The organism is Methylobacterium sp. P5_C11 (genome assembly GCF_054049775.1).
This window is the reverse complement of the sequence record NZ_JBFULS010000041.1, coordinates 29,142-48,749: the sequence shown is the minus strand read 5'-3', so window position 1 is coordinate 48,749 and position 19,608 is coordinate 29,142. Positions and strand designations below refer to the sequence as shown.

Below are 19,608 nucleotides of genomic sequence, written 5' to 3'. Positions count from 1 at the left end.
CCCCCGCGGCCGCCGCCCGGGCGGCGCCGAGGGACCAGATGTCGGGCAGGCCGAGATCGATCCGGCGGATGCCGGCGTGGTCGAGGAGCGGATCGACGGGTCCCGGGATCGCCTGGATGTAGGTCACCGCGAGCCCGGCCTCGGCGAGCCCGCGGGCCGATTCCAGGGCCACCTTCTCGGCCCCGCCGCTGGCGGCCGCGAACTCGGCCAGGATCACGACATGCATGGTGACCCTCTCGGGGCGCGTCTCGGTCTCGGAGGCCGGCAGGATGGCAAAGACCGGTTTACGGGGGATCAACCGCGGCCGTTTACAGATCCCGGTCCCGGATCAGAGCGGCGGAATTCCTGACGTGCACGTCGTCCTCGTCGCAGACCATGCCGCGATCAACGGCGGCCAGGCCAAGGTCGCGATCGAATCCGCCCTGGGCCTCGCCGCCCGCGGGATCCGCGTCAGCCTGTTCGCCGCGGTCGGCCCGGTGGACCCCCGGCTGGAGGCCGCGGGCATCCGCGTGGTCTGCCTGGAGCAGGACGACGTCACCACGGCGCGCAGCAAGCTGGCCTTCGCCGCGCAGGCGATCTGGAACGGGCCGGCGCGCCGCGCCCTCGCGGCGGAACTCGCCGCCTGCGATCCCCGCGACACCGTGGTCCACGTCCACGCGTTCGCCAAGGCGCTCTCGCCGTCGATCGGCCCGGCGCTCCGGGCGTCGGGTCTGCCCTGCCTCTACACGATGCACGAGTTCTTCCTGGTCTGCCCGACGGGTGGATTCTACGCCTATCCGGAACAGCGGATCTGCCACCGCACGCCGATGTCGACCGCCTGCATCGGCGCGAACTGCGACGCGCGAAGCTACCCCCGCAAGGTCGCCCGCCTGATCCGCCACGTCGGCCTCGCCCAGGTGGCCCGCCTGCCGGAGCTATTCGGCCACGTCGTGACGATCAGCGACCTCCAGGAGAGCGTCGTCCGGCCGCTGATGCCGCGCAGGACCGTGTTCCACCGGGTCGACAACCCGATCGCGGTGGCGCAGGCGCCGGTGCACGACGGCCCGCCGGGCGACTTCCTCTTCGTCGGGCGGATCTCCACCGAGAAGGGCGCGCCGATCTTCGCCGAGGCCGCCCGGCGGGCGGGGGTGCGGGCGGTCTTCGTCGGCGACGGCCCCCAGCGGGCCGAACTCGCCGCGCGCTATCCCGAGGCCGCGATGCTCGGCTGGCGCGACGCCGCCGGCGTGCAGGCGCTGATGCGGCAGGCCCGGGCGCTGGTCTTCCCGAGCGTCTGGTACGAGGGCCAGCCGCTCACCGTGTACGAGGCCCTGGCCTGCGGCACGCCGGTGATCGTCAGCGATGCCTGCGCGGGTCGGGAGGCGGTGGTCGACGGCGAGACCGGCTTCTGGTTCCGTTCCGGCGATCCGGAGGCGCTGGCCGCCCCTCTGAGGCGGCTCGCCGATGACGGGCTCGCGGCCCGGATGGGCCGCGCCGCCCATGGCCGCTACTGGACGGCGCCCCTGAGCCTCGACGCGCATCTCGACCGGCTGGCACGGGTCTACGAGACCGTGATGCGCGGCGCCGATGCCCGCGGGCCGGTCGGGGTCCGGGCGGCCGGGCTGCCGCCCGCGACGGCCTGATGCCGCTTTCGGTTGGCGGTCGGGCGCCGCCGTCTTTGCGAGCGCAGCGAAGCAACCCAGGGCAGCGCCACGATGGCCGAGGTCGCGCTGCCCTGGGTCCCTTCGCTACGCTCGTGATGACGGTGTGGCCGCTTCGACGGAGACTCTGACCGGACGCCATCTCGCCTTCCGGCCGATCGATGCTCACACTGGAAAAATCGGAAACACCGGCCGCTGCCCGCGTTGATGCGCACCGGCACCTTGCGTGCCCCCGTCACGGACGAGTGAGCGCCATGGCCGAGGATCAGAAGCAGAACGAGACCAAGCCGGGCTTCCAGCAGGGCAGTGCCAAGCCGGGCAGTGCCAAATCGGGCGACGCCAAGAATCCCGAGAACAGGCAGGAGAAGCTGGACGAGCGCCTCGACGAAGCCCTGGAGGAGACGTTTCCGTCGAGCGATCCCGTCTCGGTGAAGATCACCAAGTAGGTCCCGGCCCGGGCGGCGCGAACCCGCCCGGTCGAAGACGGGTCCGGCGTCGGGGACGAGGCCGGACCCGAGACGCCCCTACGCGGCTTCGAGGAGGCGGCGGGCGATCACCTGGGCCTGGATCTCGGCCGCACCCTCGAAGATCGAGAGGATGCGCGCGTCGCACAGGATCCGGCTGACCGGGTATTCCAGCGCGAAGCCGTTGCCGCCATGGATCTGGAGGGCGTTGTCGGCCGCCGCCCAGGCGACGCGGGCGCCCAGCAGCTTGGCCATCCCGGCCTCCAGATCGCAGCGCTTGTCGGCATCCTTCTCGCGGGCCGAGAAGTAGGTGAGCTGTCGGGCGATGTTGATCTCCACCGCCATCATGGCGAGCTTGTCGGCGACCCGCGGGAAGCTGACCAGGGGCTTGCCGAACTGGACGCGCTCCTCGGCGTAGCGCAGGCCGACATCGAGGGCGGACTGGGCGACGCCGACGGCCCGCGCGGCGGTCTGGATGCGGGCCGATTCGAAGGTCTGCATCAGCTGGGCGAAGCCCTTGCCCTCGACCTCGCCGAGGAGGTTCGCGGCCGGCACCTCGAACCCCTCGAAGGCCAGCTCGTACTCCTTCATGCCGCGGTAGCCGAGCACCTCGATCTCGCCGCCCGACAGGCCCTGGACCGGGAACGGATCCTCGTCCGTCCCGCGGGGCTTCTCGGCGATCAGCATGGAGAGGCCCCTGTGGCCCTTCTCCTCGGGCTTGGTCCGGACCAGCACGGTCATGATGTCGGCGCGGACCGGGTGGGTGATCCAGGTCTTGTTGCCGGTTATTTTCCACGTATCGCCGTCCTTGACGGCCTTGGTGCGCAGGCTCGCGAGGTCCGAGCCCGTATTCGGTTCGGTGAAGACGGCAGTCGGCAAAATATCGCCCGCGGCGATCTTCGGCAGGAAGCGCTGCTTCTGCTCCTCGGTCCCGCCGCACAGGATCAGCTCGGCGGCGATCTCCGAGCGGGTGCCGAGCGAGCCGACGCCGATATAGGCCCGGGACAGTTCCTCCGAGACCACGCACATGGCGGTCTTGGGCAGGCCCATGCCGCCGTATTCCTCGGGGATCGTCAGGCCGAAGACGCCGAGTTCGGCCATCTTCTGCACGATCTCCATCGGGATGTAGGCGTTCTTCAGGTGCCATTCGTGCGCCTGATCCACCACCTCAGCCTTGCCGAAGCGGCGCATCTCGGAGCGGATCGCCTCCATGTCCTCGTCGAGGCCCGAGGCACCGACCGTGGCCGAGCCGCTGCCGTCGCGCATCTGCGCCACGAGGGCGGCACGATTCTCCGGCGTGTTGCCCTCGGCGATCAGGGTCTCGACGGCATCGGAGCGGTAGGACGCCACCTCCTTGGCGGTGAGGCCGAGCGAGCCGGTCGGACGGACCATTTCCGCCTGGCTCATCGGGATGCCGGAGAAGAGCTGGTCGAGATACTCGCCGGCGCCGATCCGGACGAGGAGCGACTCGGTCTCGCCGAACCGGCCCTCGGCCTGGAGGCGCTCGGCATAGCCGCCGAGTTCGCGGATCGCCTCCGCGTAGGTCGCGAGCCAGGCGAGCCCATGGGCGGCGTGCTGCTGCCCTTCGAGCTTGCCCGCATCGATCCGCCCGTCCGTCCCGAGGATCCGCGTGCGGACCCGGCGCGTGGCTTCCGCGACGAGGGCCTTGGCGCTCTCGCCGGCGGCCTTGGTCAGGGCCACGAGATCCTGCGGCTCGGTCTGGATGGCGGGGGATGCGGACATGGTTTTTTGCTCGCGTGGCGTCGTCTTGGATCGGGTCTTTTAACCTGTCGCGGTCCGGAGCCGAAGCAGATTTCGTTTGTGGCGTCTTGAACTGAAGTTGAATACCGGTCCCGCCGGTCCGACGGCCGTCCCACCGAAGTCAAGGGGCGCCCGGGGGGAGGATGCGCGCGGGTCCCGACATTGATGATCCGTGGTCCGGACCGCCGGAACGTGTCCGTCTCAGTGCCGCTGCTCGCAGCGCGTCTTCACGTAGGCGCCGTCCTCGCCCTTGAACCCGGAATTGGCCGCCAGCACCGGTCCCTGCACGAGGCATTCCTGAAGCGTGTGGGCGGGTCCGGTGACCACGTCGAGGGCGGTCTCGCGCGAACAATCCGGGGCCTGGACGGAGGCGGCGCAGATGAGGGCGACGACGATGATCGAGTTCATGGGACCTCCCGGATCGGCCCGGCTTCTCGGACGGCGGGCGCAATGAAGCGCAAGGCGCGGGCCCCCGTCCAGGTTCCAGCGCCGGGCGCTTCGTCACACGTGACGCGTCTCCGGGCCGCGCCGGGCCGTCAGGCCTGCGCGGCGAGATCCGCTCCGCCTTCGATCGCCTCCGGGCTCGGGACCCGGTTCTCACCGAGCCGGTGCAGGAAGGCCGTGAAGGCCGGATTGCGTCCGATGCTGCAGGCGGCCACCGCACGGCCATCCCGGACGTAGTAGGCGATGAAGTCGAGCGCCTCCGGATCGCCCTGCAGGATGATCCGCTCGAAATCCGGGGCGTAGCCGCCGTAATCCAGGCGCTTGTCGCCCTGGTTGCTCCAGAAGAAGGGCGCGCCGGCGAATCCGCCCGTCGCCCCCAGGATCGCCCGCGCGACATGCGTGCCGTGCTGCTGCGCCAGCCGCCAATGCTCGATCCGGGCCGTGAGCCCGCTTCCGCGTTCCGGGAAGGCCGCGATGTCGCCCGCGACCCAGACGCCGTCGGCGAGCTTCAGGTCGGCGCCGACCGGGAGACCGCCATGCGCATCCGGCTCGACCCCGGCGACGATCCCGGTCTCCGGCGCCGCGCCGGCACCGACGAGAACGATGTCGGCCGGCAGCCTCGTCCCGGTCTCGGTCTCCACCGCGGCGACGTGGGCGTCGCCGACGATCCGCGCGACGCTGCCGGTCACGAAGGTCACGCCGTTGCCCGCATGGTAGCGCTTCAGGGCCGCGCCCACGGCCTCGCCGAAGCGCTTGGCGAAGGGGATCTCCTCGCGGGACAGCACCGTCACCGAGAGCCCGCGCTTGGTCAGGAAGGCCGCCGACTCCAGGCCGATGAAGCCCGCGCCGATGACCACCACGCGCTTGGCGTCCTCCGCCGCGGCGCTGAGCCGCACCGCATCGTCGAGGCTGCGCAGGGTCATGACGCTGTCGAGGTCCTTCCCCTCGAAATCGGGCGTCACGGCCCGGCTGCCGGTGGCGATCAGCAGCGCGTCGCCGGTGAGGACACGGCCGTCGGCCAGGGTGACGCTGCGGGCGGCCGGGTCGATCCGGGTCGCCGTGGCCTCGATGCGCGCGACCTGATGCGCGGCAGCGAAATCGGGCTCCAGCAGGGTCTTCTCCGGCGGCGTGGGCTTGGCCAGGAACTGCTTGGACAGCTTGGTGCGGTCGTAGGGCGGGTGCGCCTCGCGGCCGACCAGGGTTATCGCACCGGAAAAGCCCTCACGGCGCAGGGTCGTCACGCAGGCGGCCGCCGCCGCGCCGGTGCCGACGATCAGGACGTGGGACACGGGCGTCTGCGCGCGCTTGGCCGGGGCGGGCTCTGGGGTGAGCGTCGCCACCGCCTCGCCGCCCTCGATCCGAACCGGATACCGGGTCAGCGAATCCAGGGCCGGCGGCTCCTCCAGGCTGCCGTCGGCGAGGGCGAAGGCCGCCTTGTGCCAGGGGCAGTAGAGCCGGCCGCCGCAGATCTCGCCCTTGGCGAGCGGCGCCCCGAGATGCGGGCACTTGGCCTGGAAGGCGCGCACGCCGGACGCGTCGCGCACGAACAGCACCGCGTCCTCGCCCGCCTTGCCCTCGGCCTTGCCGCCCATCGGGATCGCGTCGAGGGCGAGGCGGATCTCGCGGGGCTTGTCCTGGTCCATGGTCTCCTGGTCCATGATCGCCTCGCTCGGTTGCCGGCAGGGCCGTCATGGCCCGCGCGCACCAAACCGCGAGGCCGCGAAGGGTTTCCGGGCCTTCGGTCGCAGCCCCGGCGGCTCAGCCCCGGCTCGCCACCGCCACGCCGAGGGCGGCGAGCGCCATGCCGGCCCCCTGCACGGGGGTCAGCACCTCGCCGAACAGCAGGTAGCCGAGGATCGCCGCCACCGGCGGCACCAGGAAGAACAGCGCGGCGACGCCCGCCACCGCGCCCCGCCGGATCAGCACCAGCAGCAGCAGGATCCCCGCCACCGAGTTGACCAGGACCGCCCAGGCGAGGCCGAGCCACAGGGGCGCCACCGGCTCGAAGGTCACGCTGCCGAAGGCGAGCGCGAGGGGAATCGCACAGGCCATGCCGCCGACGAACTGGAGCGTCGCGCCGGCCAGGAGATCGACCCGGCCGCCGGTGCGCTTCTGCCAGAGGGTGCCCAGCGTCAGCGCCAGGACCGCCAGGAGGCTGACAGCGAGCGCCCGCGGCGGGATCCCGGACGGGTCCGTGGCGCCGAGCTTCGGGGCGAGCACGAGGGCCGTGCCGGCAAAGCCCAGGAGGATGCCCACCGCCCGCCGCCCGCTGACACGCTCGCCGAGCAGCGGACGCGCCAGGAGGGCGGTGAGCAGCGGCTGGAGGCTGCCGACCAGCGCCGCGATCCCGGCCGGCAGCCCGTGGCTCACCGCCCAGAACACCCCCGACAGGTAGACCCCCTGCATCAGGAATCCCGCGATGACGGGGTCGCGCCAGCCCGCCCGGTCCCCCGGCCAGCGCACCCGGGAGGCCGCGGCGATCCCGGCCAGCACCAGGGCGACGGCCGTGAAGCGGACGGCCGTGAAGGCCAGCGGGTCGACGTGCGGCACCACCGCCCGGGCAGAGATGAAGCCCGTGGCCCAGATCGGGATGAACAGCGCCGGAAGGGCGCCGGACGCGAGACTCGACGGGCGTGCGGGCTTCAGCATGGCGTTATCTTAAGGGGCATCGCGGCGGCGAGGCGCAACAGCGATCCGCATCCGGTACCCCGGCGTGGCGCGGGCGCTTCACCGGTCGGCGATCGGGACCGGATCGGGCCGGCGGCGTTGACGGGCGGGCTCGGGCGCCGTTCATCGGCGGTCCGCTCCGCCCGAGGATCGTTGGACACCCGTGAAATCTCTCCGCAGCCGATTCGAGGTCGCGGGCCTCGCCGCGCAGCGCTTCGTCGCCCATGACGGCTGGGCGATCGCGAGCCACATCGCGCTCTCGACGCTGACGTCGCTGTTCCCGTTCCTGATCCTGCTGGCGGCGCTCGCCGGCCTGTTCGGCACGCAGTCGCTGGCCGACGAGGCCGGAATCCTGATCTTCGATGCGTGGCCGCGGGAGATCGCCAAGCCGATCGTCGGCGAGGTCCACCGGGTGCTCACCGAGCAGCGCAGCGGCGTGCTGACGCTGGGCGCCCTGTTCGCCCTGTACTTCTCCTCCTCGGGGGTCGAGAGCCTGCGGGTCGGGCTGAACCGGGCCTACGGCCTGCGGGAGAGCCGGCCCTGGTGGCTGACCCGGCTCGAATCGATCGGCTACGTGATCTGCGGCGCCTTCGCGATGCTGGCCTTCGCGCTGCTCGTGGTGCTGGGGCCGCTGATCTGGCGCAACGTCGTGCTGGTGGCGCCCGGGCTGGAGCCCCTGAGCCTCACGGTGGCGATCGGGCGGATCGGCGTCACGGCCCTGCTGCTGGCCGTCGTCCTGGTCATCGCCCACAAGTTCGTGGCGGCCGGGCGGCGCTCGATCCTGTCGGTGCTGCCGGGGATCGGGGTGACGCTCATCCTGTGGTTCTTCGCCGGCCTCGGCTTCGGCTACTACCTCGACCGGTTCTCCAACGCCTACGCGTCGACCTACGGCGGTCTGGCCACCGCGATGGTGTTCCTGGTGTTCCTCTACTGGCTCGCCGCCATGTTCCTGTTCGGCGGCGAGATCAACGGCACGGTGATCGCCGCCCGCCGCAGCCGCCTGCAGGCGAAGATGCTGGCCCGGCGGGCCGAGATGGAGGGACGATGGACCGGATCGAGCACCTGACGGTGCGCGCGAACGGCGCCGCTCTGCACGTCGCGCGCTGCGGCACGGGGGCGCCGCTGCTCCTGCTCCACGGCTGGCCGGAATACTGGCTGACCTGGGAGCCCGTGATGCGACGGCTCGCCGCCCGCCACACCCTGATCGCCCCGGATCTGCGTGGCTTCGGTGACAGCGACAAGCCGGAGGGTCCCTTCGGGCCGGCCGATCAGGCCGCCGACATGGTGGCGCTGCTCGACGCCCTCGGGATCGACCGCGCCGGCATCGTCGGCCATGACGTCGGCGGGGCGGTGATCCAGGCGCTGGCACGGGCGAACCCGGAGCGCTGCGCCGGCCTGTTCCTGTTCGACTTCGTCTATCCGGGGATCGGCCCCCGCCTGGGAGCACCGGACCGCCTCAGCGAGATCTGGTACCAGTCCTTCAACCAGATGGACCTGGCGGTGACGCTGGTGGGCGCCGGCCGGGCGAGCTGCGCCGCCTATATCGGCCACTTCCTGCGCCACTGGTCGCACCGGAAGGATGCGTTCGATCCGGTGCTGGACGCCTTCGTGGACACGTTCCTCAAGCCCGGCAACCTCGCGGGCGGCTTCGCGCATTACCGGGCCGCCCATGCCGGGCGGATCGCGATGCTCAAGGGCGAGGCCCCGCCCCTGCTCCCGATCGGCGTGCCGACCTGCGTGCGCTGGGCCGAGCACGATCCGATCTTTCCCTTTGCCTGGACCGACCGCCTGGGCGAGACCTTTTCCGATCTCGATCTGGCGCTCTTTCCGGGGGTGGGGCACTTCCCCCACCGGGAGGATCCCGACCGGGCGGCGGAGGCGATCGCGGGGTTCTTCAGGCGGATCGGGTGGGGGGACGCCGCACCCTGACCACGGCGTGCCCGCGGCAGACCGGCCTCACGCCGCCAGCGCCAGCCCGTCGTCGTCCTCCGCCTCCGCGGCCATGAACTGCGCCCGGGCGAGTTCGGCGAAGCGGCCGCCCTCGGCCACCAGCGCGTCGAAGGTCCCGGCCTCGACGATCCGGCCCTCGTGGAACACCAGGATGCGGTCGGCGTTGCGGATCGTCGCGAGGCGGTGGGCGATCACGAAGGTGGTCCGCCCCGCCATCACGGTCTCCAGCGCGCCCTGGAGCTTGCGCTCGGTGGCGGCGTCCAGCGCCGAGGTGGCCTCGTCGAGGATCAGGATCGGCGGGTTCTTCAGGAGCGCCCGGGCGATCGAGAGCCGCTGGCGCTCGCCGCCCGACAGCGACCGGCCGCGCTCGCCGATGACCGTGTCGAGCCCGGCGGGCTGGCGCGCCATGAAGGCGCTGGCCTGCGCCCGCTCCAGGGCATCGAGCATCTCGGCGTCGGTGGCGTCCGGGCAGCCGACCTGCAGGTTCTCGCGGATCGAGCGGGCGAACAGCATCGGCTCCTGGAACACCACGCCGATGTTGTGGCGCAGGGAGGCGAGGCCGACGTCGCGGATGTCCATCCCGTCGATGCGGATCGCACCGGCGGCCGGGTCGAAGCTGCGGTGCAGGAGCCCCAGCGTCGTCGACTTGCCCGAGCCGGTGGTGCCCACCAGGGCGATCGTCTCGCCGGGCCGCGCCGAGAACGAGACGCCGTCGAGGGCGCTGCGGCGGCCATCGTACGAGAAGGCGACGTCCTCGAAGGTGACTTCGCCCTCGAAGCGCGCGACCTGCCGGGCATGCGGCCGGTCGGCCACCGACGGGACGGTGTCGTAGATCTCGAAGAACTCGGCGATCTTGGGCGCCTGCTGGAACAGGCCGTTCACGAAGCCGACCACGTGGTCGAGGCGCGCCACGAAGGCGGTGGCGAGGCTCATGAAGGCCACGACCTCGCCCACCGTGGTGGTGCCGGCCTGGTAGAGCCAGATGCCGGTGACGAAGATCGCCGTCATGGTGATGGTCGCCGAGGCGCGGGTCGCCACGTTGGCGAGCGCCCACCAGGACAGGACCGGGATCTGCGCGGCCAGCAGGTTGGTGATGATGCCGCGCATCGCCTCCTTCTCGGCCTTGGCGCGGGTGAAGGACTGGATCACCGCGACGTTGCCGAGCGCGTCCGAGGCGTGGGCGGCGAGCCCCGAATTGAATTCCTCGACCTGCCCCTGGAGCGCCTCGGTCCGGCGCATCACGAACGTGGTGAGCGCCGTGAAGGCGAGCACCAGCACCACCAGGATCGAGCCGAGCTGCCAGTTGATGAACAGGGTCATCGGCAGGAGCACGCCGAGCGAGACCAGGGCGACGAGGTGGTCGCGGAAGAAGCCGAGCCACAGCCACGCCATGCCGTTCGTGCCCTCCAGCATCGCCTTCAGGACGCGGCCGGAATGGTTGGCCGAGTGGAAGGCGAGCGGCAGGTCGAGGACGTGCTCGAAGTAGCTCGCCATCGACGACAGGCGGTTGCGGTGGGCGAGCCGGTCGGCGTGGAGGGCGATGAACACGCCCGCCGCGATGGTGAAGAAGCCGAACGCCACCCAGGCGGCGAGCAGGGGCAGCATCGTGCCCATGGCGTCGCCGCCGCGCTGGAGATGGGTCAGCTGGTCGATGATCCGGCCCATCAGCAGGGGCTCGGCGAAGGCCGCGATCGCCAGCACGACGTTGGTCGCGGCCAAGCCTATGGCCAGCCGCCGCTCCGCCTTCAGGAATCCCAGGACCCGCCCGTACAGACGAACCATCTTACCGCTCCGCCACCCCTGGCGCGGCCCGTGTGACCCGGGTCTCACGCCGTCTCCGACGGGTCCCGCCCGGCCGGCATCCGTGCCGTATCCAGGTCAAACCCCTCTTGGGAAACGGGTATGCCGTCCCGCGCCTGAACGGGCGATGACGGACTGATACAGGTTGGAAACGGTCGTCTTTACGGTTCGTTCAGCAAGATTTCCTAATCCTGTGGGCAGCCCGGCCGTCTTCCGCCCCCGGGATCCGACTTTCCTGAACGAATCGGCATCGGGCTTCGCCTCATGGATCTCGCAACCGCACTCGGCCTGCTTTCGGGCCTCGGCGTCGTGGTCGGGCTGATCATGCTCGATGGCGGGCATTTCGGCGCCTACGCGTCGGAGCACGCGGTGGTGGTGGTGTTCGGCGGCGCGACCGCGGCCACGATGATCCGCTTCCCCTTCTCGGTGATCCTGCACGGCCTGCCCATGGGCCTGCGCTTCGCCTTCATGATGCGCTCGGTGAAGCCCCAGGAGCTGATCGAGGAGATCACCAAGATCGCCGACGTGGTGCGGAAGTCCGGCCCGATGGCGCTGGAGAACATGGAGATCTCCGACCCGTTCCTGGCCCAGGGCGCGCGCTACATCGCCGACGGCTACGACCGCGAGTTCATCCGCGACACGATGGAGCGGGACCGCGACAACTTCCTGATGCATCTCGACGAGGGCTCGAAGGTCTACCGCGCCTACGGCGACTGCGCCCCGGCCTGGGGCATGATCGGCACGATTCTCGGCATGGTGGCGATGTTCGCCAACATGTCCGACCCCTCGAAGCTCGGTCCCGCCATGGCGACCGCGCTGCTCGCCACCCTGTACGGCGCCGTGATCGCCAACCTGGTCACCCTGCCGCTGGCCGACAAGCTGCACGTGAAGCTCGAGGAGGAGGACGTGTCGCGCTCGCTGATCATCGACGGCATCCTGATGATCCGCGACCAGAAGAGCCCGACGCTGGTGCGCGAGATGCTGGTCGCCTACCTGCCGCACAACCATCGCGAGGCCCTGATGGAGCAGGCCGCGTAACATGGCCAAGAAGAAGCGCGGCGGCGCCCATGGCGGCCACGGCTGGTTCGTCACCTTCGCCGACCTGATGGCGCTGCTGATGAGCTTCTTCGTGATGGTCGCGGCCTATTCCACGCAGGACCAGAAGAAGATGCAGATGGTCGCGGGCTCGATGCGCGACGCCTTCGGCGTCAACAAGGAATCGAAGTTCGCCGGCATCATCGAGTCCGACGGCCTGCCGGCGGCCGACCACGTGAAGTACCTGCGCGACATCCCCCCCGAGCAGGCCACCGACCGCACGACCCCGTCGCGGCTCAACAAGAGCAGCGAGTTCGGCCTCACCGACACCGGGGAGCCCGAGAATTTCGGCCTCGCGGCCGCCTCCCTGCGGCAGGCCCTGCAGAGCCTGCCGGACTTCGCAGAGCTGTCCAAGAACGTCGTGATCGCCAAGACCGAACACGGGCTCGACGTGTCGATCGTCGACCAGGACGGGCGCTCGATGTTTCCGGAGGGCTCGACCCGGCCCAACGACCGCACCCGCCAGCTCCTGGAGAAGCTCGGGCCGGCCCTGCGGCAGTTGCCCAACCGCATCGCCGTCACGGGTTACACCGCCTCGGACCGGCCCGGCCGGCGTCCGGCCGCGCCCCCCTGGGAGCTGTCGGCGGGCCGCGCGGTCAGCGTCCGAGAGATCCTGGCGGGGGCGGGCGTCCCGGACGACCGGTTCGCGTCGGTCGCCGGCAAGGCCGACACCGAGCCGATGTTCCCCGACAATCCCTACATCCCGGCCAACCGCCGCGTGACCGTGACCCTGCTCAAGGAGGCGCCGCCGGTGCCGAACGTGAAGGGGCTGCCGTAGGGACCTCCGCGGCGGCCGCAGCGTCCAGGAGCGCGATCGCGATCCGACCGCGCCGTCCGGATGGGGCGCGGGTCCCCGCTCCCGCGCGGCAGCGCGTCGCGCCCCGCCCGGGCTGAAGCGGGACCATCATCGCCCCGGTCGCGCACGCCTACTTGGCCGTGAGCAGCGCCCAGTAGACCTTGTACTTCGAGCCCGGCGCGTAGGCGGTGGCGATCCCCATCTTGGTCGCCCGGGGCGCCAGCATGGTGGCGTCGTGCGGGGGGCTCTCGCGCCAGCCGGAGAAGGCCTCGGCCAGGGTGTGGTAGCCCGCCGAGAGGTTGGCGTTCACGTCCGCGTAGCCGAGCCGCTCCACGGCGCCCTTGACGGTCTGTGCCCGGCTCGGCCGGTCGGCCAGCGCCATCGCGGCCGCCTCGGCCTCGGCGAGCCGCTGCAATTCGGGATCGACCGTCAGCGGCGGCGCGCCGCGATTGCGGCGATAGGACGAGATCATGTCGCGGGCCGCCTCGACGTCGACATGCGCGCTGTTGCTGGCCAGCGGCAGGTAGATGCTCGGCAGCGCCGCGCTGGTCGGCGCCTGGCTGGCGCAGCCGCCGAGCACCGCCGCGGCGGCCAGCGCGACCGCGCCCGTCCCCCGCCGCAGCATCCGGCCGAGCCCGCGTCCAGCCTGTCGACCGTCCCGATCGCGTCTCTTCACGTCTCACCCGCCTCCGCGACGGCCCCGCCGCCCGGACAGCATATAGGCGCGCGCCGGCCGACGCGCACGGCCGGTTAGGGCTTCCTCAAAGGCCTTGCGCCTAATCTCGCCCGGACATGACCACCGAGCGTTCCCCTGCCCTGGCGGAAACGGCCCCCGATCCAGCTATCGGCGGGAGCGCCGCGGCGTCGGCGCTGCTCGGGCCGGCCCCCGCCCCTGACTCCCACGCCGGGCCGGAGCGCGCGTTGCAGCAGGCGGTCATCCGGCAGCAGGCCGGTCTGCTGGCGCGCCAAGAGTATGCTCTGGCGCATCAAGCGTGCGTGCTGGCGCATCAGGAGCGCGTGCTGGCGGCGACCGGGACAGGCCTGTGGTCCTGCAGACTGGCCGACGGCGCCCTCGAATGGTCCGGGGGCGTCCACGACCTGTTCGGCATCCCCTGGGGCAGCGCGCTGCACCGCGAAAAAATCCTGGACTTCTACGAGCCGGCCTCGCGGCGCCTGCTGGAGACGATCCGCCAGCGGGCGATCACCGGGCAGGCGAGCTTTCGGCTCGATGCCGAGATCCGCACCGCCGGGGGCCGGCCGCGCTGGATCCGGATCCGCGCGTCGGTCGAGACCGAAGGCGGTCGGGCCGCCCGGCTCTTCGGGACCAAGCAGGACATCACGGAGGAGATCGCCCGGCTGTCCGAGCTGAGCCGGCGCGCCGACCGCGACCCCCTCACCGGGCTGGCGAACCGCCGCGCCTTCGAGGCGCAGTTCGACGCCGGGACGGCCGGCTCCGCCCCGGATCCCCTCGGCGCCCTGATCCTCATCGACCTCGACGGGTTCAAGCCGGTCAACGACGTCTACGGCCACGCGGCCGGTGACCTGTGCATCCAGCGGTCCGCCGCGCGGCTCGCCGCCGTCTGCGGGGATGCGGCGCTGGTGGCGCGCATCGGCGGCGACGAATTCGCCGTGCTCGTGCGGGCGCCCGTGGACCCCTGCGCCCTGGCCCAGAGCGGCCGGCACATCGTCGCCGCGCTGAGCCGGCCGATCCCGTATCGCGGCCACGTCCTGCGGATCGGCGCCTCCGTGGGGATCGCGACGGGCGGCGGCTCCCGGACCCGGCTGTTCGGCCGGGCGGACGCGGCGCTCTATGCCGCCAAGGCTGCGGGCGGGAACGCCGTCCGGCTCGCGGCCGGCGGCGGCCGGTCAGCCGCCGGCGCTGCGCAGGCCGCGGTCACGCTGGGCGCGGGCTGAATCGCCGCCCTCGGGCGCCGCCGCCGGCAGGATGAAGCGGCTGGCGATCTCGCCCATGGCGCTCTGCATCGTGTCGAGGCCCTGCACGGTCACGATGCTGGAGCCGGGGCCGAGGGGCGGGATGAAGGACGCCTCCGACAGGGTCGCGAAGACGGAGAAGTTCAGGTCGGTCAGCACCTTCTGGCCGAGGCTGACGTCGACGATCCAGACCAGCAGCTCGAATTCCAGGAACGGGTCGCCGATCTTCTTGAACACCACCCGGGGCGCGGGATCCTTGAGCACGTCGGCATGGGCCTGCGCGCAGCCGACGATCATCTCGGCGGCCCGTACCGGATCCTGGTTGCGCAGCACGCTGACCGTGATGCTGACCCGGCCCGAGCGGTCGCCCCGCACCCGGTTCTTGACGACCCCGGAGATCAGATTGGAGTTCGGCACGATCACGGCCGAGCGGTCGAAGGTCTGGATCTCGGTGGAGCGCACCGAGATCCGCTTCACGATGCCCTCCTGGTCGCCGATCACCACCTGGTCGCCGACCCGGATCGGGCGCTCCCAGAGGAGCAGCAGGCCGGAGACGAAGTTGTTGACGATCGACTGCAGACCGAAGCCGATACCGACCGACAGGGCGCCGGCCACGATGGTGAGCTTCTCCAGGCTCAGGCCCAGATACGAGAAGGCGAGCGCCAGCGCGATCAGGAAGCCGCAATAGCCCGCCACCGTGGTGATGGAGTTGCGCAGGCCCGCGTCGAGGTCGGTGGCCGGCAGGTAGGTGTTCTCCAGCCAGCGCTGCACCCCGCGGGTGATGAACACGCCGACCATCAGGATGCCGATCCCGAAGGCGATGCTCGAGAGCGAGATCGTGACGTCGCCGACCTTGAAGCCGAAGAAGGCCTGCCGGACCGACGAGACGATGTCGGTGGAGTCGAGCCCCCAGGGCGCCAGCACGAGGACCGCGGCCGCCAGGAACAGGACGAGCCGGGTGGCGCCGGTCGTCAGGACCGAGATCTGGTTGAGCGAGCGCTTGCGCAGGCCGGTATTGGCCTGGAGCGTGGTGGCGAGCCGGGTCTCGTCGCTGAGCGCGCGGCCGACGAAGATGTCGACGCTCTGGACCAGCAGGTAGAGCAGCACGAGGACGGCCGCGTCCCAGATCAGCTGGTCGATCAGGAAGGCCGCGAAGGCGACGTAGCCCACCAGCGCGCCGAGCCCGATCAGCGCCACCGCGGCCCAGCCGAGCAGCCGCGCCGGCCCGCCGATGCCCGTGGTGGTCTTGGTCGGCACGTAGGGGCCGAAGCAGGCCTCCTCCTCCTGCTCGGTATCGGCGAACCGGTGCAGGCCGACCGCCAGGATCAGGGCCGTAGCCACGGCGCCCAGGCCCCGCGTGGCGATGGAGATCGGCAGGGCCGCCGAGATCCCGGAATTCAGGGCCTCCACGGACTTCACCACGGTGATCACCGTGGCGATGCCGACCGCGAGGCGGGTCAGGCGCGTGGCCGCCGCGTCGCTCACCGGGGCGGGCCGCCACGCCGGTTTCTCGGGGCTGAGCAGCCCGTCGCAGAGGGCCTCCACGAAGGCGATGAAGGCGAGCCCCCCGAGGATCGCGGCCGCCACCGGCAGGAGCCGGGACGGCAGCAGGTTGGTGGCGTCCAGGGCGTAGTAGACCGCGTAGGAGCCGGCCACCGCCGGCACCGTGCCGAGCAGGATCACCCGCCAGGCGGCGAGCATCACGGCGCGCCGCGACGGATCGGTCCGGGCCGCGTCCCGGCGGGCGCCCCGGGGGGCGATGTTGCGCCGGCCGAAATACAGCGCGATCGAGATCCCGAAGGCGAGCCCCAGGAGCAGCAGATTGCCGATGCTGCCGTTGCGGGTGAACAGCAGCCCGATATCGGAGACCGCGCTCTGGAGGGCGCGCGTGTCCCGGGGCACGTCGCTCATCACCTTGGTCCAGAGGCCCGGGCCGGCCAGGGGCTGGGAGCGCTGGAACAGGTCGCGGGTGAAGGATTCGCGGCGCCGGTTCGAGACCCGGTCGACGATCTGGTCGCCCTGCACCACCAGGGATCGGGCGAGGCGCTGGGTCTCGTCGATGCGGGTGACCGCGGCCTCGCGCTCCACGCGCTGCTGGGCCACGTCGGCGCTCTCCTGGGTATCCTTCGGCTTCGGGCCGAGCTGGGCGAGCCGCTCGCGCGCGGCCTCGAGCGGCGCGTCGAGCCGGGTGACCAGGGTGCGGATCTCCTCGGTGACGGTGGCGGCGCTGTCGCGGATGGCGGTGAGGTCGACCACCGTCAGGTCCGTATGACCGAGCTGCTTCTCGCGGGCGTCGAGTTCGGCCTTGGCGGCGTCGAGCTTGGCCCGGACCACCTTGAACTGCTCGGGGACCTCGACTGGGGCGGCGGCGGGCGGGGCGGCGGGCTTCGCCGCGGGCGACTTGGTCTCCTGGGATTTGGCGTCCGTGGCCTTGGCGTCCGTGGCCTTGGCGTCCGTGGCCTTGGCGTCCGTGGCCTTGGCATCGGCGGGCTTGTCGCCCGCGGACTTGCCGGCGGCCGCCGGATCCTGGGCGCGGGCCGGCAGGGGCAGGGCCGCCGGGGTTCCGAACACCAGCGCGGCGAGCAGGGCAAGCACGAGGGACGGGCGCGGGGCGCCCTGCGGCGGCCGGGTCCGCGCTGGGATACGATGCATGAGCAACCTCTCGTCGGGCGCGCGGCGGCCGGTCGGAATCCGGCCTCGGCGAATCGGCGGCGATCGGGGACCGGGCAGGCCTCCTGGCGGCCCGCCGCTCTGGGCGAGCAATAGGGCGAAACCGTGCCCCTGCCCGCCCCGGGCCGGATTCGGCGCCGGCCGGCCGGCTGTGGGTGCGTCCCCGCGGCCCATCCGGAAAAGCTTCACAAGGGTGTCACGCTGGGATTAGATGAACACCTGATGGACAGGGCCTTTTCGTTGCTACGCGAAAGGGCGCGGCTGGTGGCGATACCGGCCCGGCCCGGCCGCGTTCCGGATGCTACCGCCTCGACCGGCGCCCCCGCGCGCCGGCCCGCCGCCCTGTTGTTCCCTCCGCCTCTCCCGTCAAGCCGTCGTCCCGCGCGCCGGCTCGTCCTGCATCGGCCCCCGGCCGGTTCGGACGGGCCGGCGGGGCGCAGGCGTGGTCCCGCGCGTTCCCCGCGCCAGAGCCAGTCCGAAGAGTCCCGCCGATGATGGATCTCCAAACCCTCGTCCTGAATGCGGATTACCGGCCGCTCTCGTACAATCCGCTCTCCCTCTGGTCGTGGAAGGACGCCTTCACGGCCCTGTTCCTCGATCGCGTCACCCTGGTGGCGAGCTACGACGTCGAGGCGCGCTCGCCCTCGCGGTCCCTGCGCGTGCCGAGCGTGGTGGCCCTGAAGAACTACGTGGCGCTCGCCCGCAGCCCGGCCTTCACCCGCTACAACATCTACCTGCGCGACGGGTTCAGCTGCCAGTATTGCGGCCTGCGGCTGCCCTCGGGGGGCCTGACCTTCGACCACGTGGTGCCGCGCTCGAGGGGCGGCCTGTCGAGCTGGGAGAACGTCGTGGCGGCCTGCTCGCCCTGCAACCTGCGCAAGGCCAACCGCACGCCGGCCGAGGCGGACATGCCGCTGATGACCGAGCCGCGCCGGCCGACGCGCTACGAGCTGCACCACCGGCAGCCCGAGTTCGACCACCGCCAGTACCACCACACCTGGCTCGACTACCTGTACTGGGACAGCGAGCTGGAGAGCTGAGGCCGACCCGCGGCCGTCACCACGCCGGCTCGCGGCGGGGCGGCTCGTTGTACATCGGGACGTTGTGGTTGCGCGGCAGGTAGCCACGCACCAGCACGGTCGGCGGGACGGCCGGCACAGGCCGCACCCGCAGAACGTGCGGGGCCGGGGAACGGACCGTAATGCGCCGCCCGGATCCGGCGGAGGCCGGTCCATGGGCGAGCACGAGACCGACGAGGAGTGCCGTGCGGGCCGTCAGGGACCGCGGTGCGAGGAGACGGTCTGTCATGGTCGGGATCCGGCCGGTGCGGGAGGCGTGATCAGAACTTCACGGCCGCGCCGCCCCGGACGGTGTTCAACTCGGCCTTGTGGCCGTTGAAGTCCTGGAACCGCACGTACTGGTACTCGCCGCGCACCAGGATGTTGGGCGTGATGGCGTATTCCAGGCCGAAGCCGAGCGCGACGCCGCCGATGGTCTTGGTCCGCGCATTGGCCGTCAGGGTCGTCGGCGCGTACGGGATGGTCTGGACACCCTGTCCGGCCGGCGTCGAGCGGTTGAGGGGGAAATTCGGATTGAAGCTCGCGTAGCCGTGATTGTAGACCGCCGCGGGAAGCCCGGTCGTTAGGGCCTGGTTCGCCGCGTAGGTGGTGGCGCTGTAACCGTAATTCTGGACCGCCACGGTGTCGTTGATCGTCACCTGGCCGATCGCCGCGCCGGCGGTGACGTAGGGGAGCAGGTTGCCGAACGCGTAGCCGGCCCGGGCTCTGATGCTGCCGTAATCGTCGATGCGCGTGTTCGACGTTCCGGACAGATACACGGTCTCGGAGTTGCCTCCGGATGTCGTCACGATGCGGCTGATACTGTTGGTCGACCAGCTGTTCTGGTCCGTGTGCGTGTAGTCGGCCTCGATACCGAGGACGATGTCGTCGAACTGCACGTTGAACCCGGCGAAGGCGCCGAAGCTGGCTCCATGCGTCCGGGTCCCGGGGAGCGACAGGAATTTCGAGACGCTGAACTCGCTCTCGATATCGCGATAGCTGAAGTAGTTCGCCAGCGTGGACTGCATCGCGTCGCGCTGCGCGAGGCCACCCGAGGTATACCCCCCGTGGCCGCCCAGATACACGCCGCTCCAGTCGACCACCGGAGCCGGGACCGGGTCGTACTCGGCGCCGCGCAGGTAATCGTAATCCAGATCGGCGGCCCGGGCGGTGTTCATGCCGCAGAGACCGAGAACCGCCAGCAGCGGGAAGGTGACGGTACGCATCGGGATCGCCCTGGGACTGGAAGAGACGGTCGGCGGATCGGGCCTCGATACGGTGATAAGCCGGTAACCTTAATTCTCCGTTGCTCGATCCCAATATCTGTATCCCGA

17 protein-coding genes and 1 pseudogene are annotated in these 19,608 nt (G+C 71.3%); 8 read left to right on the top strand and 10 right to left on the bottom strand.

Annotated elements, in window-relative coordinates; translation table 11 throughout:
* A pseudogene (locus ACXJKQ_RS19600) lies at window positions 1-226 on the bottom strand (glycosyl transferase family 1); the annotation flags it as partial.
* A gap of 124 nt (window positions 227-350) precedes the next feature.
* Here ACXJKQ_RS19600 and ACXJKQ_RS19595 point away from each other — a divergent pair.
* Window positions 351-1,619 carry a glycosyltransferase family 4 protein gene (locus ACXJKQ_RS19595; RefSeq protein ID WP_457107391.1) on the top strand — a complete coding sequence of 423 codons (1,269 nt, stop codon included), beginning with the start codon at window positions 351-353 and terminating at the stop codon, window positions 1,617-1,619.
* 272 nt (window positions 1,620-1,891) lie between these two features.
* Window positions 1,892-2,083 (top strand): hypothetical protein, encoded by a 192-nt coding sequence (locus tag ACXJKQ_RS19590; RefSeq protein WP_457107390.1) that lies wholly within the window; start codon window positions 1,892-1,894, stop codon window positions 2,081-2,083.
* Window positions 2,084-2,161: 78 nt separating this feature from the next.
* Here ACXJKQ_RS19590 and ACXJKQ_RS19585 read toward each other — a convergent pair whose 3' ends face one another.
* From ACXJKQ_RS19585 to ACXJKQ_RS19570, 4 genes are all read right to left on the bottom strand, one after another.
* The gene (locus ACXJKQ_RS19585) at window positions 2,162-3,844 is read right to left on the bottom strand and encodes an acyl-CoA dehydrogenase family protein (RefSeq protein WP_457107389.1); all 1,683 of its coding nucleotides are present in this window, start codon (window positions 3,842-3,844) and stop codon (window positions 2,162-2,164) included.
* A gap of 219 nt (window positions 3,845-4,063) precedes the next feature.
* Window positions 4,064-4,270 (bottom strand): hypothetical protein, encoded by a 207-nt coding sequence (locus ACXJKQ_RS19580; RefSeq protein WP_457107388.1) that lies wholly within the window; start codon window positions 4,268-4,270, stop codon window positions 4,064-4,066.
* A 128-nt stretch (window positions 4,271-4,398) separates the two neighbouring features.
* Window positions 4,399-5,964, bottom strand: a complete 1,566-nt coding sequence (locus tag ACXJKQ_RS19575) for an FAD-dependent oxidoreductase (RefSeq protein WP_457107387.1) — start codon at window positions 5,962-5,964, stop codon at window positions 4,399-4,401.
* Window positions 5,965-6,064: 100 nt separating this feature from the next.
* Window positions 6,065-6,955 (bottom strand): DMT family transporter, encoded by an 891-nt coding sequence (locus ACXJKQ_RS19570; RefSeq protein ID WP_457107386.1) that lies wholly within the window; start codon window positions 6,953-6,955, stop codon window positions 6,065-6,067.
* A 181-nt stretch (window positions 6,956-7,136) separates the two neighbouring features.
* Between ACXJKQ_RS19570 and ACXJKQ_RS19565 the strand changes: the two genes are divergently transcribed.
* A complete protein-coding gene (locus tag ACXJKQ_RS19565; RefSeq protein WP_457107385.1) occupies window positions 7,137-8,039 on the top strand; it encodes a YihY/virulence factor BrkB family protein in 903 nt (300 codons plus the stop codon).
* Entirely contained in the window at window positions 8,018-8,902 is an 885-nt protein-coding gene (locus ACXJKQ_RS19560) for an alpha/beta fold hydrolase (protein WP_457107384.1), read from the top strand. The genes ACXJKQ_RS19565 and ACXJKQ_RS19560 overlap by 22 nt, the downstream gene beginning before the upstream one ends.
* 27 nt (window positions 8,903-8,929) lie before the next feature.
* Here the strand turns inward: ACXJKQ_RS19560 and ACXJKQ_RS19555 are convergent, their stop codons facing one another.
* Window positions 8,930-10,705, bottom strand: coding sequence for a glucan ABC transporter ATP-binding protein/ permease (locus tag ACXJKQ_RS19555; RefSeq protein ID WP_457107383.1), 1,776 nt, complete (start codon window positions 10,703-10,705; stop codon window positions 8,930-8,932).
* A gap of 282 nt (window positions 10,706-10,987) precedes the next feature.
* On the opposite strand from ACXJKQ_RS19555, the gene ACXJKQ_RS19550 reads away from it, so the two are divergent.
* Both ACXJKQ_RS19550 and ACXJKQ_RS19545 read left to right on the top strand, forming a co-directional pair.
* Window positions 10,988-11,761, top strand: coding sequence for a motility protein A (locus ACXJKQ_RS19550; RefSeq protein ID WP_457107382.1), 774 nt, complete (start codon window positions 10,988-10,990; stop codon window positions 11,759-11,761).
* Between the two features lies 1 nt (window position 11,762).
* Window positions 11,763-12,596 (top strand): OmpA/MotB family protein, encoded by an 834-nt coding sequence (locus tag ACXJKQ_RS19545; RefSeq protein ID WP_457107381.1) that lies wholly within the window; start codon window positions 11,763-11,765, stop codon window positions 12,594-12,596.
* A 148-nt stretch (window positions 12,597-12,744) separates the two neighbouring features.
* Here ACXJKQ_RS19545 and ACXJKQ_RS19540 read toward each other — a convergent pair whose 3' ends face one another.
* Window positions 12,745-13,239 carry a CAP domain-containing protein gene (locus ACXJKQ_RS19540; protein WP_457107393.1) on the bottom strand — a complete coding sequence of 165 codons (495 nt, stop codon included), beginning with the start codon at window positions 13,237-13,239 and terminating at the stop codon, window positions 12,745-12,747.
* 296 nt (window positions 13,240-13,535) lie between these two features.
* Here ACXJKQ_RS19540 and ACXJKQ_RS19535 point away from each other — a divergent pair, with 296 nt between their 5' ends.
* Window positions 13,536-14,528: a diguanylate cyclase domain-containing protein gene (locus tag ACXJKQ_RS19535; RefSeq protein ID WP_457107380.1), complete on the top strand. Its 993-nt coding sequence runs from the start codon at window positions 13,536-13,538 to the stop codon at window positions 14,526-14,528.
* Here ACXJKQ_RS19535 and ACXJKQ_RS19530 read toward each other — a convergent pair.
* Window positions 14,481-17,198, bottom strand: a complete 2,718-nt coding sequence (locus ACXJKQ_RS19530) for a DUF3772 domain-containing protein (RefSeq protein ID WP_457107379.1) — start codon at window positions 17,196-17,198, stop codon at window positions 14,481-14,483. The genes ACXJKQ_RS19535 and ACXJKQ_RS19530 overlap by 48 nt on opposite strands.
* A 509-nt stretch (window positions 17,199-17,707) precedes the next feature.
* Here ACXJKQ_RS19530 and ACXJKQ_RS19525 point away from each other — a divergent pair.
* Complete coding sequence (locus ACXJKQ_RS19525; RefSeq protein ID WP_091716345.1) at window positions 17,708-18,256, top strand: HNH endonuclease; 549 nt, start codon at window positions 17,708-17,710, stop codon at window positions 18,254-18,256.
* A gap of 16 nt (window positions 18,257-18,272) precedes the next feature.
* Here the strand turns inward: ACXJKQ_RS19525 and ACXJKQ_RS19520 are convergent, their stop codons facing one another.
* Both ACXJKQ_RS19520 and ACXJKQ_RS19515 read right to left on the bottom strand, forming a co-directional pair.
* Window positions 18,273-18,524 (bottom strand): hypothetical protein, encoded by a 252-nt coding sequence (locus ACXJKQ_RS19520; RefSeq protein WP_457107378.1) that lies wholly within the window; start codon window positions 18,522-18,524, stop codon window positions 18,273-18,275.
* 31 nt (window positions 18,525-18,555) lie between these two features.
* Window positions 18,556-19,500 (bottom strand): outer membrane protein, encoded by a 945-nt coding sequence (locus tag ACXJKQ_RS19515; RefSeq protein WP_457107377.1) that lies wholly within the window; start codon window positions 19,498-19,500, stop codon window positions 18,556-18,558.
* Window positions 19,501-19,608 lie beyond the last annotated feature (108 nt).